This window comes from Streptomyces sp. NBC_01017 (genome assembly GCF_045162795.1).
GTDB lineage: Bacteria > Actinomycetota > Actinomycetes > Streptomycetales > Streptomycetaceae > Streptomyces > Streptomyces machairae.
Genome location: NZ_CP108683.1, coordinates 10,517,005 through 10,529,155 on the forward strand (window position 1 = coordinate 10,517,005; position 12,151 = coordinate 10,529,155).

16 protein-coding genes and 6 pseudogenes are annotated in these 12,151 nt (G+C 66.7%); 13 read left to right on the forward strand and 9 right to left on the reverse strand.

Annotated elements, in window-relative coordinates:
- Positions 1–366 precede the first annotated feature (366 nt).
- Complete coding sequence (locus OG331_RS48105) at positions 367–972, reverse strand: dihydrofolate reductase family protein (protein WP_406191688.1); 606 nt, start codon at positions 970–972, stop codon at positions 367–369.
- Between the two features lie 205 nt (positions 973–1,177).
- On the opposite strand from OG331_RS48105, the gene OG331_RS48110 reads away from it, so the two are divergent.
- From OG331_RS48110 to OG331_RS48130, 5 genes and pseudogenes are all read left to right on the forward strand, one after another.
- Entirely contained in the window at positions 1,178–1,441 is a 264-nt protein-coding gene (locus OG331_RS48110; RefSeq protein ID WP_406191686.1) for a hypothetical protein, read from the forward strand.
- Positions 1,438–1,815, forward strand: a complete 378-nt coding sequence (locus OG331_RS48115) for a PIN domain-containing protein (protein ID WP_406191684.1) — start codon at positions 1,438–1,440, stop codon at positions 1,813–1,815. The genes OG331_RS48110 and OG331_RS48115 overlap by 4 nt, the downstream gene beginning before the upstream one ends.
- A 112-nt stretch (positions 1,816–1,927) precedes the next feature.
- Positions 1,928–1,999 (forward strand): annotated as a pseudogene (locus tag OG331_RS48120) (SEC-C metal-binding domain-containing protein); the annotation flags it as partial.
- A gap of 786 nt (positions 2,000–2,785) precedes the next feature.
- Positions 2,786–3,934 (forward strand): IS1634 family transposase, encoded by a 1,149-nt coding sequence (locus tag OG331_RS48125; protein ID WP_406191682.1) that lies wholly within the window; start codon positions 2,786–2,788, stop codon positions 3,932–3,934.
- Positions 3,935–4,020: 86 nt separating this feature from the next.
- Positions 4,021–4,479: a hypothetical protein gene (locus OG331_RS48130; RefSeq protein WP_406191680.1), complete on the forward strand. Its 459-nt coding sequence runs from the start codon at positions 4,021–4,023 to the stop codon at positions 4,477–4,479.
- An 11-nt stretch (positions 4,480–4,490) separates the two neighbouring features.
- Here OG331_RS48130 and OG331_RS48135 read toward each other — a convergent pair.
- Positions 4,491–4,936: pseudogene (locus tag OG331_RS48135) on the reverse strand (transposase); the annotation flags it as partial.
- Between the two features lie 140 nt (positions 4,937–5,076).
- Here OG331_RS48135 and OG331_RS48140 point away from each other — a divergent pair.
- The 3 genes and pseudogenes from OG331_RS48140 to OG331_RS48150 all read left to right on the forward strand — a co-directional run bounded on the left by OG331_RS48140 (position 5,077) and on the right by OG331_RS48150 (position 6,300).
- Entirely contained in the window at positions 5,077–5,322 is a 246-nt protein-coding gene (locus tag OG331_RS48140; RefSeq protein WP_406191678.1) for a type II toxin-antitoxin system Phd/YefM family antitoxin, read from the forward strand.
- Complete coding sequence (locus OG331_RS48145; protein ID WP_406191676.1) at positions 5,319–5,768, forward strand: PIN domain-containing protein; 450 nt, start codon at positions 5,319–5,321, stop codon at positions 5,766–5,768. Before OG331_RS48140 ends, OG331_RS48145 begins: the two co-directional genes overlap by 4 nt.
- Before the next feature lie 63 nt (positions 5,769–5,831).
- Positions 5,832–6,300: pseudogene (locus OG331_RS48150) on the forward strand (hypothetical protein).
- Positions 6,301–6,363: 63 nt separating this feature from the next.
- Here OG331_RS48150 and OG331_RS48155 read toward each other — a convergent pair.
- From OG331_RS48155 to OG331_RS48180, 6 genes and pseudogenes are all read right to left on the reverse strand, one after another.
- A pseudogene (locus OG331_RS48155) lies at positions 6,364–6,537 on the reverse strand (transposase family protein); the annotation flags it as partial.
- Positions 6,538–6,557: 20 nt separating this feature from the next.
- A complete protein-coding gene (locus OG331_RS48160; RefSeq protein ID WP_406191674.1) occupies positions 6,558–6,845 on the reverse strand; it encodes a transposase in 288 nt (95 codons plus the stop codon).
- Entirely contained in the window at positions 6,832–7,305 is a 474-nt protein-coding gene (locus OG331_RS48165) for a transposase (protein WP_406191672.1), read from the reverse strand. Before OG331_RS48165 ends, OG331_RS48160 begins: the two co-directional genes overlap by 14 nt.
- Positions 7,306–7,369: 64 nt before the next feature.
- Positions 7,370–7,939, reverse strand: coding sequence for a transposase (locus OG331_RS48170; RefSeq protein ID WP_406191670.1), 570 nt, complete (start codon positions 7,937–7,939; stop codon positions 7,370–7,372).
- A gap of 196 nt (positions 7,940–8,135) precedes the next feature.
- Complete coding sequence (locus OG331_RS48175) at positions 8,136–8,432, reverse strand: hypothetical protein (protein WP_406191668.1); 297 nt, start codon at positions 8,430–8,432, stop codon at positions 8,136–8,138.
- A gap of 186 nt (positions 8,433–8,618) precedes the next feature.
- Positions 8,619–9,416, reverse strand: coding sequence for a transposase family protein (locus tag OG331_RS48180; protein ID WP_406191666.1), 798 nt, complete (start codon positions 9,414–9,416; stop codon positions 8,619–8,621).
- Here OG331_RS48180 and OG331_RS48185 point away from each other — a divergent pair.
- The 5 genes and pseudogenes from OG331_RS48185 to OG331_RS48205 all read left to right on the forward strand — a co-directional run.
- Positions 9,364–9,614 (forward strand): annotated as a pseudogene (locus tag OG331_RS48185) (reverse transcriptase N-terminal domain-containing protein); the annotation flags it as partial. The gene OG331_RS48180 and the pseudogene OG331_RS48185 overlap by 53 nt on opposite strands.
- A 37-nt stretch (positions 9,615–9,651) precedes the next feature.
- Positions 9,652–9,852 carry a hypothetical protein gene (locus tag OG331_RS48190; protein WP_406210909.1) on the forward strand — a complete coding sequence of 67 codons (201 nt, stop codon included), beginning with the start codon at positions 9,652–9,654 and terminating at the stop codon, positions 9,850–9,852.
- Positions 9,840–10,061, forward strand: a complete 222-nt coding sequence (locus tag OG331_RS48195) for a hypothetical protein (RefSeq protein WP_406210907.1) — start codon at positions 9,840–9,842, stop codon at positions 10,059–10,061. The genes OG331_RS48190 and OG331_RS48195 overlap by 13 nt, the downstream gene beginning before the upstream one ends.
- Positions 10,007–10,471, forward strand: a pseudogene (locus OG331_RS48200) (IS3 family transposase); the annotation flags it as partial. The gene OG331_RS48195 and the pseudogene OG331_RS48200, both read left to right, overlap by 55 nt.
- A 94-nt stretch (positions 10,472–10,565) precedes the next feature.
- Positions 10,566–10,685: a hypothetical protein gene (locus OG331_RS48205; protein WP_406210831.1), complete on the forward strand. Its 120-nt coding sequence runs from the start codon at positions 10,566–10,568 to the stop codon at positions 10,683–10,685.
- Positions 10,686–11,907: 1,222 nt separating this feature from the next.
- On the opposite strand, the gene OG331_RS48210 is transcribed toward OG331_RS48205, so the two are convergent.
- The gene (locus OG331_RS48210; protein WP_406191664.1) at positions 11,908–12,090 is read right to left on the reverse strand and encodes a hypothetical protein; all 183 of its coding nucleotides are present in this window, start codon (positions 12,088–12,090) and stop codon (positions 11,908–11,910) included.
- Between the last annotated feature and the right edge of the window lie 61 nt (positions 12,091–12,151).

A 12,151-nucleotide genomic window follows, 5' to 3' on the forward strand; every position in this document is an offset into this window, starting at 1 on the left:
AGGGCCGGGATCGCATCATAGGTCGGTGAGCGACATCTTCTCCGGCGGTAGCCACGACCTGGACCTGTCCAATGGCTACCGCCGCGGTGTTCATCGACGTGCTGATGCCGGCCGTGTCCGATCTCGCCTCCGAGGACTGGGACGTCCGCTTCGCGGCGCTGTTGACCCTGCAGGACCAGAACGTGATGGGGCGCGGTGCCGTCGGGTTCGACCTGGCGGAGTTCGACTGGGGTGCGACGGAGCGGGAACGCGCCCGCGCGAAGGACTTCGTGCTGCGTGCCACAGCACTCGCGGCGAGCGGACACCGCTGCTCCGCGCTCGTCGGTGCCGGCCTGGCGGCCGTCCAGACCGGCGGACGGGGCGGCGTCAGGCAGGGACGCCGAGCGGTGGGTGCTCGAGCACGCGGGGCTTGTACTCGACCAGCTGGATGCGGCCGTCGAAGGTGCGGTGCTCGATCATCTCGAGGGCAACGTCCGGATAGCCGTCGTAGATGCGTTCTTCGCCGGTGGCCCCGGTGATCACCGGGAACATCACGACCCGGAAGCGGTCGACGAGTCCGGCTCGTAGCAGGGACCGGCACAGGCTGAGGCTGCCGATCGTGCTGAGGAGCCCCGAGCCGTTCGACTTCATGGCGCGGACCGCCTCGACGGCGTCGTCGCGGACGAGCGTGGAGTTGGCCCACGTCAGTGGCTCCTCGAGTGAGGAGGAGAACACCACCTTGGACGCCTGCGTGAGCTCGTCGACGGACGCCTCTTCTTCGGGCCTGAACTCGTCCTGGCCATTGGGGACCTCGCCTGCGGCGAAGCCCGACATCAGGCGGTAGGTGTTCGCTCCCATCAGGTAGGTGGCCTTGGGCTGCTCGCCGAGCCATGCGAGGTACTCCGGGCCCTCGAGGCCCCAGAACCCGGGCCATCCCTCTCCCGATGCGTGGCCGTCGAGGGAGGTGATGAAGTCGACGAGAAGCTCCGACATGGCGGTGTCCTTTCCTAGGTGTCACGAGCTTGGACCGGGCGGGAGCAACAAACTCATCGGCCGCGCTGCGGAGTAACGAGAAAACGGCCTGGGCCAACCATCACGCTCAGCCGCCAAGTACCACGCTCAGGGGCCGACTGAAACGCTCAGCCACAACATCGCCAGGGACTCCCTGCTGGTGTTCTACTCGCGGTAGAGTGGCTTTATGGGTGAGCAGGACACCAGTATCAAGACCACCAGGGACGTCCGTGACCGCCTGCGGATCCTGGCCAGCGAGCGCGGCACCACCATGAACGAGCTCTTGGCGGAGCTGGTGACACGTGAGCTGACCGAGGAGGAGAAGGAACAGCGCGTGCGGCAGGCACTGGAAGAGGTCCGGCAGATGACCGGCGTGTCAGTCTCTGACGACGTGCGGGCCCGGGCCCGATCCTTCCTGCAGGATCTCGGACGGGAGCACCACGCCGCGTGATCCGCGTCCTGTTCGACCACACCTGCGTCCTGGCGCTCGCCGAAGGGGACGAATTCCTCAACGGTCTGTACGTCGAAGCCGGCTACGGCTACGCCGAGATCGTGATCCCCACCCTGTCCGCAGCCGTCGCCGAGCGTGAACGACCAGGCACCGGACAGCACATCCTGGGGCGCCGCTTCACCACGGCCGCCGACTTCACCAGTGCCCACGCTCTGGTGGCCGGCGCATGGCGGCAGGCGGACTGGCGGGTGATGCATCCGGCATCCTCAGTGATCGTCGCCCGGCAGGCAGGGGAGGACGCCACCCTGCTGTCCTTGGACACCGACCTGTATGCGGGCACCGGGGTCAGCCCACTGAACCCCATGAGCCCGTAACCGAAATCCACCCACGACGAGGACCCCTCCCCGCGGGACGGGGACACCCGGGCCCGACACGCCGCCGGCCTCGCCGCCCGGGGGCCAGGCCCACCCATGGCCCCCCCGGCCCCGCAACAGCCCCTGCCGGTGCGGCTCTTCCCGCAAGCACAAAAAATGCTGCGGCAACCTTGCCCGGACCTGACCAAATCAGAAGGCACCGCCGGCCGCTGCCGCTTCGAACTGAGCGTCCGTTTCACCATCTGGAACCGGATCACCGGCAACATCAGCATGCCCGCCACGGCCTGGACAACGGCGCCCTCCCGCCGCCCTGAGCATGCCCTGACGCAGCATCAACCAAGTGCGCTACCGACAACGTGACAATGCCCTTTCTTCCGGTGCGCGAGGCGGCGGCCAGACGATGGAATTCTCTGGCGGGTCTGCCGGAAAGTGACACCGCCCGGTGATTAGGCTGATGGCGGTGAATCTGCCGTTGCCTTGCCGAAAGCGACGGCGGAACGCTCCGGCGGGGATCCGGGCCACTGGCCGCTCTGGCACCCCGCCACTGCGCCGCCGCCTCGCGTTCTGGCCACGTAGTTGGCGAGGCGGCGGCGCCCGGAAGGCTATTTCAGGACTTGTTGATCATGGTGTGCTTTCGGGGACGGAGCAGATCGAGCTGGATACGCGCTCGTGACCACGGCCGAGACGGACCCTCGATCATCGCGGCGAACCGGAGCGCAGGGCCTACGCCTCGCCGGTCACCGCCCGGAGCAGGCACCGACTGAGTTCTCCCCGACCTGCCGCAGTGACGAGGACGTAGTCACCCGCCACTCCCACCTGAGTTCCGCAGTTCGTGGGCACGTAAGGTCTGCCGGGCGGTGTCGGTGCAGGTCACGGTGTTGCCCGTGGCGTTGAGTCAGGAAAACGCGTGGGCACACGTTTTCTGAAGTGAGGGTTGAATCCTCCTGGGGTGATCGTTCATGCTGTGGGCATGTACTTGCGGACCACCCAGCGGAAGAAGAAGGACGGGACGGCGGTCCGCTACGTGCAGCTCGCGCACAACCACCGCGTGGGCGGCAGTACTCAGGCCGAGGTGCTGCACAACTTCGGCCGCGAGGACCAGCTCGACACCGACGGTCTGCGCCGCCTGGTCACTTCGATCAACCGTTACCTCGGCGAGGGCGGTGACGCGGCGGCACCGGTGGCCGGCGGCGGCCTGCAGGTGACCGGCTCGCGTCCTCTGGGAGCGGTCTGGCTACTGCAGGGCCTGTGGCGGCAGTTGGACATCGACGCCGCGCTCACGAAGATCCTGGGCGCGCGCCGATTCCGCACCGACGTCGAGCGCGTGCTGTTCGCCCTGGTCGCCAACCGCGCCATCGCCCCGGCCTCGAAGCTCTCGGCCGCCGAGTGGGCCGGCCGCGACACGGCGATACCGGGCCTGCAGGCGATGGACGAGGACCAGGCATACCGGGCGATGGACCTGCTGGTGGAAGCCGACGCCCAGGCCGAGGTCCAAGAAGCGGTGTTCTTCGCGGTCGCCAACCTCCTCAACCTCGAAGTCGACCTGCTGTTCTTCGACACCACCAACACCTACTTCGAACGCGACGAGCCCGACGCGGGCGAGAACCCGTTTCGCACTTACGGCAAGAGCAAGGACCACCGCGACGACCTGCCGCAGATCACCATCGGACTGGCCGTCACCAAGGAGGGCGTGCCGGTTCGCTGCTGGTGCTGGCCCGGTGGCACCAGTGATCAGGCGATCCTTCCGCAGGTCAAGGACGACATGCGCGACTGGAAGCTGGGACGGGTGATCACCGTGGTGGACCGCGGCTTCTCCAGCGCGGACAACCTGGCCTACCTCACCCGCGCCGGCGGCCACTTCATCGCCGGGATGCGCATGCGCGACGGCAATGACCTCGCCGAGGCCGCCCTCGCCCGCCAGGGCCGCTACCAGAGCGTCCGCGACAACCTGCGGGTCAAGGAGGTCAAGCTGACCAGGCCCCTGGCCGACGCTTCGTCATCTGCCACAACCCCGCTCAGGAGGAACGCGACCGCCACCACCGCGAGGAGGCGATCACCCGTATCGAGGCCGAACTGGAGCGCATCCGCACCCAGCGCGAACGCGACGCCAAGCGCCTGACCACTGCGAAGGCCCGCGAGCGCGCGGAGGCCACGCACGTGCGCGCCGAATGCGCTCTGATCGAACACCCCACCTTGAAGCGGTGGTTGAGGACATCGAAGAGCGGACGCCTGGCGATCGACCGCGCCAAGGTCAAGGCCGAGGAGCGGCTGGACGGCAAGTACTTGCTGACCAGTTCCGACCCGCACCTGACCGCCGAGGAGATCGCGGTCGGCTACAAGGCGCTCCTGGAAGCGGAGCGCGGATTTCGCGACCTGAAGACGGTGCTGGAACTGCGGCCGGTCTTCCACCGCCTGGAACATCGCATCCGCGCGCACGTACTGCTGTGCTGGCTCGCCCTGCTGCTGATCCGCGTCGCCGAACGCCGCACCGGCCAGACCTGGAACCGGATCAGCACCGAATTGGGCCGCGTCCACGAGATCACCCTCACCGGCGACGCCGGACAGCTGACCCAGACCACCCCGCTCACCAGCGAGCAGGCCACGATCTACCGCGGCTGCGGCATCAAACCACCGCCCCGGATCACCGCCGCAGACCCCGCCTGACCAGCCACAACCTAGCCGCGTGGGCACACGCACACCCGGCCACGTTCCGCATGTTCCCGCAGCTCAGACCCCATATCGGCCGCATCCGCATGCCTACCAACTGCGGAAGTCAGGTCCCAGGGGGCACGTTCTTTGCGCGCGGCGGCCAGGACGCCCGGGTGGCGGGTGTCAGCGTTGCGCCGGCGCAGGTAGGCGTGCGGGGCCCGGGTCTGCACGGTGTGGTCGGGATAGTGCAAGTTGGCGATGGTGAACTGCCGCAGCGGTCCGAAGTGAGCTTCGATGGGGTTCGCCCAGGACGCGTAGTCGGGGTGAAGCACAGTTCGGTCTTGTTCTTCTTTGCCCAGCGGCGGATGTCGGCGCCCTGGTGGGCGGACAGGTTGTCCAGGATCACGTTGATCGGGGCGCCGTCCGGGCGGGCGGCGCGGATCGATTCCAGCGCGGTCAGCGTGTTCGCGGCTTTCATCCCACGCCCCACCCGACAACGCGACCGAGCCGTTTGGCGACATGACTCCACGACATGATCCGCGGCACGCATGTGGTAGGGGTCGTCGCGCCCCAGCCCCACAAGCACGCGACCAACGTAGTACCATGTATTACATGGAGGCCACGGCGCGCGAATTCAACCAGCAGTCCTCAGCACTGCTTGCCCAGGCCGAGAACGGCAAGCTGATCACCGTGACCAAGAACGGCCGCCCCGTCGCCCGCCTCGTACCGATCGATCACGAGGACGTGCCCCCGCACCCGACGACCCCCATCGGCCCCATCGACCTACCCGAGTTCGACCTGGGCGACCCAATGAGCAACCAGGACATGGACGAGATCCTGCGGGGCATGGGCCAGTGACCATCCCTGTCACTATCGCTGACACCAATGCCCTGATCCGGCTTCTCGCGCCGCGCGAGACAGGGCACACCGAGCACAAGGCCGCCTTCGAGCAGATGGCCCACCTGGTCATCTCGCCGCTCGTGCTTGCAGAACTGGACTATCTGGTCACGAGCCGGTCGAGCCCCGAGGCGGCGCTGGGGATCGCGCGGTTCATCGAGACGCAGCGCGCCTTGAACCGGTTCACCGTCGCGGACATCGCCCCGCACCTGTCGACTGCGATCGCGGTCGCCGACGGCTACACCGACGCACGCCGCGGCAAGAGCATCGGCCTCGCCGACGCGATGAACGTCGCCCTGGCCAAGGCCTACCGCACTGATGCCCTGTTCACGACGGACAAGGACTTTCGCATCATCCAGCCGCTCACCGGGCACGCGACGTTCCGGCTGTTGCCCGAAGACCTGTGAGGGCTCCGCCGCGTTGCCGGGTGGGGGATGATCTTCGGGCTGTCCGTGTGGGGAGGGGGCGTCGTGTCGTCGGTCGCGCCGTCGTACCGCAATCACCGCTACCCGGTCGAGGTCAACTCGCCCTGCGTGTGGCTGTACTTCCGCTTCGACCTCCGTGAGGTCGCGGAGCCGATGCTGGAGCGCGGTGTGATCGTCTCCTACGAGACGGTCCGGCGCCGGTGCCCGAAGTTCGGTCACCTGCGGGGCTGCGCACCGTGAGGTGATGCCCTCGGTCGAGCACCGCTCCCACAAGGGATGGATCAACCGGGCGGAGAACCCACACCAGCGCACGAGGCAGCATGAACGCGCGATGAAAGGCTTCCCGGCTGTCGGACCGGTGCAGCGGTCCCTGTCGGCGTTCACGGGGATCTCACCCATTTCCGACCCCACCGGCACCTCATGACCGCCGGACACCACTACTTCGAGATGACCATCGGATTCACGATCCGGAAACCAGATCACCGGCAGCGCCGGTTTGCCTGCCACGGCCTGAACAACAGCCCCCGGCCCCGTCACGCCCTCGGAAGACCTCACCGACAACGTGACTGAGCCTCTTTCATCCTGAGTAGTCGCAGGTCAGGAGTGTGTGGATGGCTTGGACGGTGCGGCTGATGCGGCGGGTTGAACAGCGTGCTTTGCGGAGGATCCGCCAGGACTTCAATTGAGCGAAGGCGCGTTCTCCCGGTGCTCGGAGGCGGGCGTGGTCGCGGTTGAACTGCTGGTACTGATCTTTATTTCAGCGCTTGACGGTCACTCCAGCAATGCCAGCCCAGTTCCGGCAAGGAATCCACGCAGGAGATGCGGCGCCTTCTTGATCTTGCTGAGCGCTGCTTCGGCGGCCTCCGCCAGCTCACGAATCGAACGGAATGCACGGTTCGCGAGGAGATCTTTGACGAGCTTCCACAGGAGCTCCACCGGGTTCAGTTCGGGGGGGTACGGCGGCAGCTGGACGATCCGCAGCCGGCGCTCCTGCCCCCCGGCCCACTCCCGCACCTCGGCGCTCGTGTGGCTGGAGTAGAAGCCCCTATGTTTCGTCAAGCGGGAGGACAGAGTTGGCTGGGGGCTGGATGTGGCGGTAGAGCTCGCGGGCGACGTATCGCTTGAGGCACCGGATGATCTCGCGCTTGGACATGCCCTCTGCGGTGCGTCGCTGCAGGTAGGCCTGTGTGCGTTCGTCCCAGCGTATGCGGGTCATCACGATGCGGTAGAGCGCGGCGTTCGCTTGGCGGTTGCCTCCGCGGTTCAGGCGCCGTCGGTGTGTCTTGCCCGAGGATTGCTCGACCGGGCTGACGCCGCACAGGGCGGCGAAGGATGCCTCGTCAGTGATCCGGTCAGGGTCGTCACCTGTGGCGATGAGGAGGGCCGCGGCACTGTCGGGCCCGACACCGACCAGGTCCAGCATCTGGGGCCGGCAGGAGCGGACGGCCCTGGTGGTGCGCCGGTTGAGCTCTTTGACCTCGTCGGACAGGTGCTGGATTCTGCGGGCGAGCAGGCGCATTGCAAAGACGGCCTCGCCTCGGTCATCGGCATCGAGGTCCGCGCAGGTGGCGACCAGCGCACGGTTACTCAGATCTGTGAATAGTTCGCGCAGGTCCGGGCCGATGGTCAGGACAACGGCCTTGAGCGCCGGGGTACGTGGCCTTGATGGCTGATTCCTTGGCCAGTCGCAGGACCCGCATGTCCGCTGCGGGGCCGTCCGCGGTCTTCGGCACGGTGGTGGCGCGTCCGGACAGCACCGCGCGGGCGGCTGCGTCCGCGTCGACGGCATCTGTCTTGCCGTGCTTGCGTCGGGTGGCACGGTCGGGCTGGTTGACTTCGACGACATCGATGCCTTCCCTGCACAGGGACCGGGTCAGCGCGGTTCCGTAGGATCCGGTGCATTCGACGCCCGCCCGGTGCAGGACACCGAACGACCTTGCCCAGGCCAGCAGTTGGCGATAGCCGACGGCGGTGGCCGGGAACTCCTGGTGGGCAAGCGAAGCGCCCAGGGTGGTGATGACAGCGGCGACGTGGATGTCCTTGTGGGTGTCCACCCCCAGGACCACTTCCTCGGCCGGGACTCGCTGCGCGGGCAGTGTCGGCTCGGGCCTGCTGGTGACGGTCACGCGGCGGCCGACCGCCTGCCGGGACACCCAGCAGCCGGGCCACCTGCACCTGCCTCACACCCTGTTCAAACAGGTCGGCAGCCTGCATCCGCCCGCCTCCCGCTCAGCCTGCCCCCAACGCGCTCCATTCGAAGTCCCCATACCTCCCTTATGCCCGCCCTGACAGATCGCCAAGAGCAGCCTTAAGATCAATAGAGGCACGATGAAATAGGTTCACAGACGATTAGAGCAGGGTGAACACGGCAATGTAGGGGTCAGGTTGACCGTTATCCAGGGGCGCTTGGCCCACATAATTGACCCCATTACGTTGCCATATATCTCGCGAAACCTCAGGAACCCAAATATCAAATCTTTGCCCCTGATCCTTGACCTCCGCAGGAGTTCCATTCTGGAAATACACGGCAGTGGAGTAGTCGTAATGTGCGTAGAGGGATCCGGACCAGCCTTTATTGGTACCTTCAAGGGGGTTCACGTCTTCGTAAACGACTATTGCTTCTTGGTTTGTGTTTGTGTTTTCCATGGCTTTCCTTCTGTTCCGGAGGGACTCTCCCGGCGATGGGTGCCGAGATGCTCGGTACGTCACGAGTATCGTGAGCTTCGGCTGCCTCTGGGCTGACCGGAAGGCCGGTTCACGACACAAGTCCTGTTTCCCTGAAGGCAGGCCTGGAGGGCAGGGCTTCTGCGTGTTCGGTTGAGTGAACCTCTTTCATCCTGAGTGTCCGCAGGTCAGGAGGGTGTGGATGGCCCTTACGATCCGGCTGATGCGGTTGGTGGAACATCGTGCTCGCCGGAGGACCTGCCAGGATTTGAGCTGGGCGAAGGCGCGTTCGCCGGGTGCTCGCAGGCGGGCGTGGTCGCGGTTGAACTGCTGGTAGTGCTCGGGCTGTTCGCGGTGGTGGTAGTAGGGGGTGCGTACCGTGGCGCCGGCGCCTTGGTGGGCGTGGTCGGCCAGGACGAGGATCTTCCGGGTCAAGCAGGCTTGGACGATGCCGTGGGCACGGGCGGAGGTCAGGTCGTGAGTGCGGCCGGGTGTTGCTCGTGAGAACCACAGCGGGGTGCCGTTCGATGCGGCGACGACCTGCACGTTAATGCCGTTCTTGCGGTGTTTTTGCGAGTAGTACGGCTCATCCGCACGGACGCGGTCGGTCGGGATCAGGGTGCCATCGACGATGACGAAGTCGCCCTCGCCCAAGCCGACGAGGACCTCGTGCAGGCCGGGAGCCCACGCGGCCAGGACCTCCACGGCCTCCTCCACGTACCGCCAGGCCGTCGCCTCCGAGACCCCGAACCCGGCTCCGACCTGAGCATACGTCTCGTTCTTGCGTAGATGGGCGAGTGCAAGTAGGGCCTGTTTGAAGCAACCCAGTTTGCGCCAGGGCGAGTTGATCTCCTGGCGGTGTTCATAAAGCAGCCAGGCGACATGCTCGACGAGTTCGTGCGGAAAATCGAGCGTGGCAGAATACGGGACTGCTGAGGAGAACGTACGGCGTCTGCGCCAGCGCATCCTCGCGGCGACGCAGGCAGGGGACCTGAAGAAGGTTCGCAACTTGCAGAAGCTGATGCTCCGCAGCCGCAGCAACCGCTGGTCAGCGTGCGACGGGTCACGGAGATCAACGCTGGCCGCCGGACGGCGGGCATCGACGGCCGGGTCGTGCTGACGGCCCCAGGAAAGGCCGAACTGGCCAGTGTGGCGAGGCGCTCGCCCAGGTCCCCGGTCGAAGGCGACGATCCTGGTGCGGGTGGACGGCGCGGGCGCCACCCATGGCCTGCACGAACACCTGCGGGATCTGAACAACATGCGGCGCACGGTCTGCTTCACCACAGGCTGGACCATCACCGACGAGGACGAGAAGGCCATCGCCCGCCTGCCCGAGAGGGCCTGGGAGACCTCGCTCAAGCAGAACGGAAGCCTCCAGGAGGGCTCTTCGTGGCCGAGTTGAGCGGGCTGAACCGCCGGGATGGCTGGATCAAGGGGATGCGGCTGATCGTCCGCAGGGTCAAGCCGTCCGGCCGGCAGGTGAAAGACCTCACGGCCTTCGAGAAGAAGACCGGCTGGAAGTACTCCACGCCGCCCTCCTGCACGAGGGGCACGAGGTGGCCCGCTGCACAGTCGAGCGCCTCATGCACGCGGCCGGTCTGCGCGGGGTGATCCGGGCCAAGAGCCCGCGCACCACCCGCCCCGCACCCGAGACCGACCGGCCCGCGGACCTGGTCGAGTGGCAGTTCACCGCGACCGCCCCGAACCAGCTGTGGGTCGCGGACATCACCTACATCACAACCTTCTCCGGCTGGGTCTACGCGGCCTTCGCCATCGATGTCTTCTCCCGCATGGTCGTCGGTTGGCAGGTCGCCACTTCCCTCTATACGGACCTGGCCCTCGACGCACTGGAGATGGCGATCTGGCGGCGCCGGCACACCGGCGCCGACCTCACCGGCCTCACGCACCACTCGGACCGCGGAGTCCAATACCGAGCCCTGCGCTACACCGAACGTCTCGAACACGAGGCCGCCGTGGCCTCGGCCGGCTCCAAGGGTGACTCGTACAGCAACGCCCTGGCCGAGGCGTTCAACAGCCTGTTCAAGGCCGAGCTGATCCGCAACAAAGGGGCCGTGGACCGGCATCAACGACATCGAGATTGCGGTCGCCGAATACATCGACTGGTTCAACCAGCGCCGCCTCCACGGCGAGCTCGGCCACGTCACCCCCGCCGAACACGAGGCCGCCCACTACCTCGCGGTCAAACCCCCTGCGTCACTCCAGAAAACCAGCTGACTCACTCTCCATAAAACCCGGGGCTTGACAACCATCTGCACTGGTCACACTGGTGAAGACTCAGCCAGACACGGGCCCGCACAGCCACTACAACAACGCGGGCACACCCCATAACTGTGATTGCAGTTATCAGGAGCTGCCGGTGATATGGCGCTCCGGTGTGCTGGTGACGACCCGCATCCAACACATTGCCAGGTCTACGGCTGCCTCTTCGCGTGTCTTTCCTCGCGGGCCGGGGAGGCCGTGCTTGCGAGGATGGCGGCCGCGACTCGGTCGGCAAGGAACCGTACGGCCTCGGCGTTCGTCCGGGGGGAACTGCCGGCGTCCTCCCATTGCCGTGCCGCGCGCCGGGCAGCGGCGTCGACGGCGGCGAAAAGTTCGGCGCCGGTGTCACGGATCAATCCGGCCGGGCCATCGTCCGGCGAAGGCGCCGGGGCATCCGTCGGTGCGGATTGCGCGGCCGCCGTTCGTCGCAGTTGGGCGAGCTCTTCAGCCTGTCGCCGCCGGTGCGCCGCCTGCCTGCACGCACCTGAGCACGTCCGCCGTGCCCGGCCGCGCCCTTGGACCAGCTCGGTTCCGCAGATCTCGCACTGAGCCATACCTGGCCCCCGGCTCGTTACATGACGACTATGGGGAACAGACTACGCCGCCGCCCTGGCTGAGAATTTGTCACGTAACGAACCAGAAGTGCGCGTTGGTTCGTTACGTGACACTTCCGGAGCGCTGGCGAGGCGGCCGCCACTCGGTCGGTGAGGAACCGGACGGTCTTGGCGCGTGTCCGGGCGTGTGCGCGTGACTACCCGCAGACCGGCGAGTACAGCGGACGCACCCACGATGGGACCCGGCGGCCGGAGAGCGAGCGGTGAGTCGAGCAGCAACCAAACGCTTCCGCTTCCGCCTGTTTGAGCTTCCCCCGGAGCCGGGCTGTGTCGTTGTGGACGACTCAGCGATGCCGGAGAAGGAGGCGGTCTGTGTCTCGGGCGAGGATCCGACTGCGGGGAGAATGGTGTCCCGCCGAGTGGTGTAGCAGCGATCACCGCGTAAGTACAGGTCGTGGGACAGATGCAGGCGCCGGCCGGCCGGATGGATCTGACGCTACGTCAGCTGGTGGTGCCTGTGGCGCGACACTGCCGACCATGACGCGACCTCCTCCGAAGCCAGAGCCAAGGGGAGTCGTGCAGGCTGATTGGGTGTGCGACCTGCATCCTCGCTGTGATCGCTGCTACACCACACTGCGGGACACGACCCGGTAGACACCGTAGTTAGCTTCGAACACCCGAGTGATCAGCGTCTTCAGCTCGACGTCGCGGACGGTGCGGGCGGTGCGGGCGGCGGGCTCGGCCCGGCGTTTGTGGTGGGCGTAGTAGGCGGAGGGGGCGATCTTGCAGTCGCGTGCGGTCAGCACACGGCAGATCGGCTCGACGCCGCCTAAGCGGTCCTTGTGCTCGTCGATGAACGCTACGAGC

What these genes read in the sequence shown, in the direction of transcription:
- OG331_RS48105 (WP_406191688.1), bottom strand. Translation starts at nt 972, where the DNA reads ATGTCGGAGCTTCTCGTCGACTTCATCACCTCCCTCGACGGCCACGCA.
- OG331_RS48110 (WP_406191686.1), top strand. Translation starts at nt 1,178, where the DNA reads ATGGGTGAGCAGGACACCAGTATCAAGACCACCAGGGACGTCCGTGAC.
- OG331_RS48125 (WP_406191682.1), top strand. Translation starts at nt 2,786, where the DNA reads ATGTACTTGCGGACCACCCAGCGGAAGAAGAAGGACGGGACGGCGGTC.
- OG331_RS48140 (WP_406191678.1), top strand. Translation starts at nt 5,077, where the DNA reads ATGGAGGCCACGGCGCGCGAATTCAACCAGCAGTCCTCAGCACTGCTT.
- OG331_RS48165 (WP_406191672.1), bottom strand. Translation starts at nt 7,305, where the DNA reads ATGCGCCTGCTCGCCCGCAGAATCCAGCACCTGTCCGACGAGGTCAAA.
- OG331_RS48175 (WP_406191668.1), bottom strand. Translation starts at nt 8,432, where the DNA reads ATGGAAAACACAAACACAAACCAAGAAGCAATAGTCGTTTACGAAGAC.
- OG331_RS48180 (WP_406191666.1), bottom strand. Translation starts at nt 9,416, where the DNA reads ATGCGCTGGCGCAGACGCCGTACGTTCTCCTCAGCAGTCCCGTATTCT.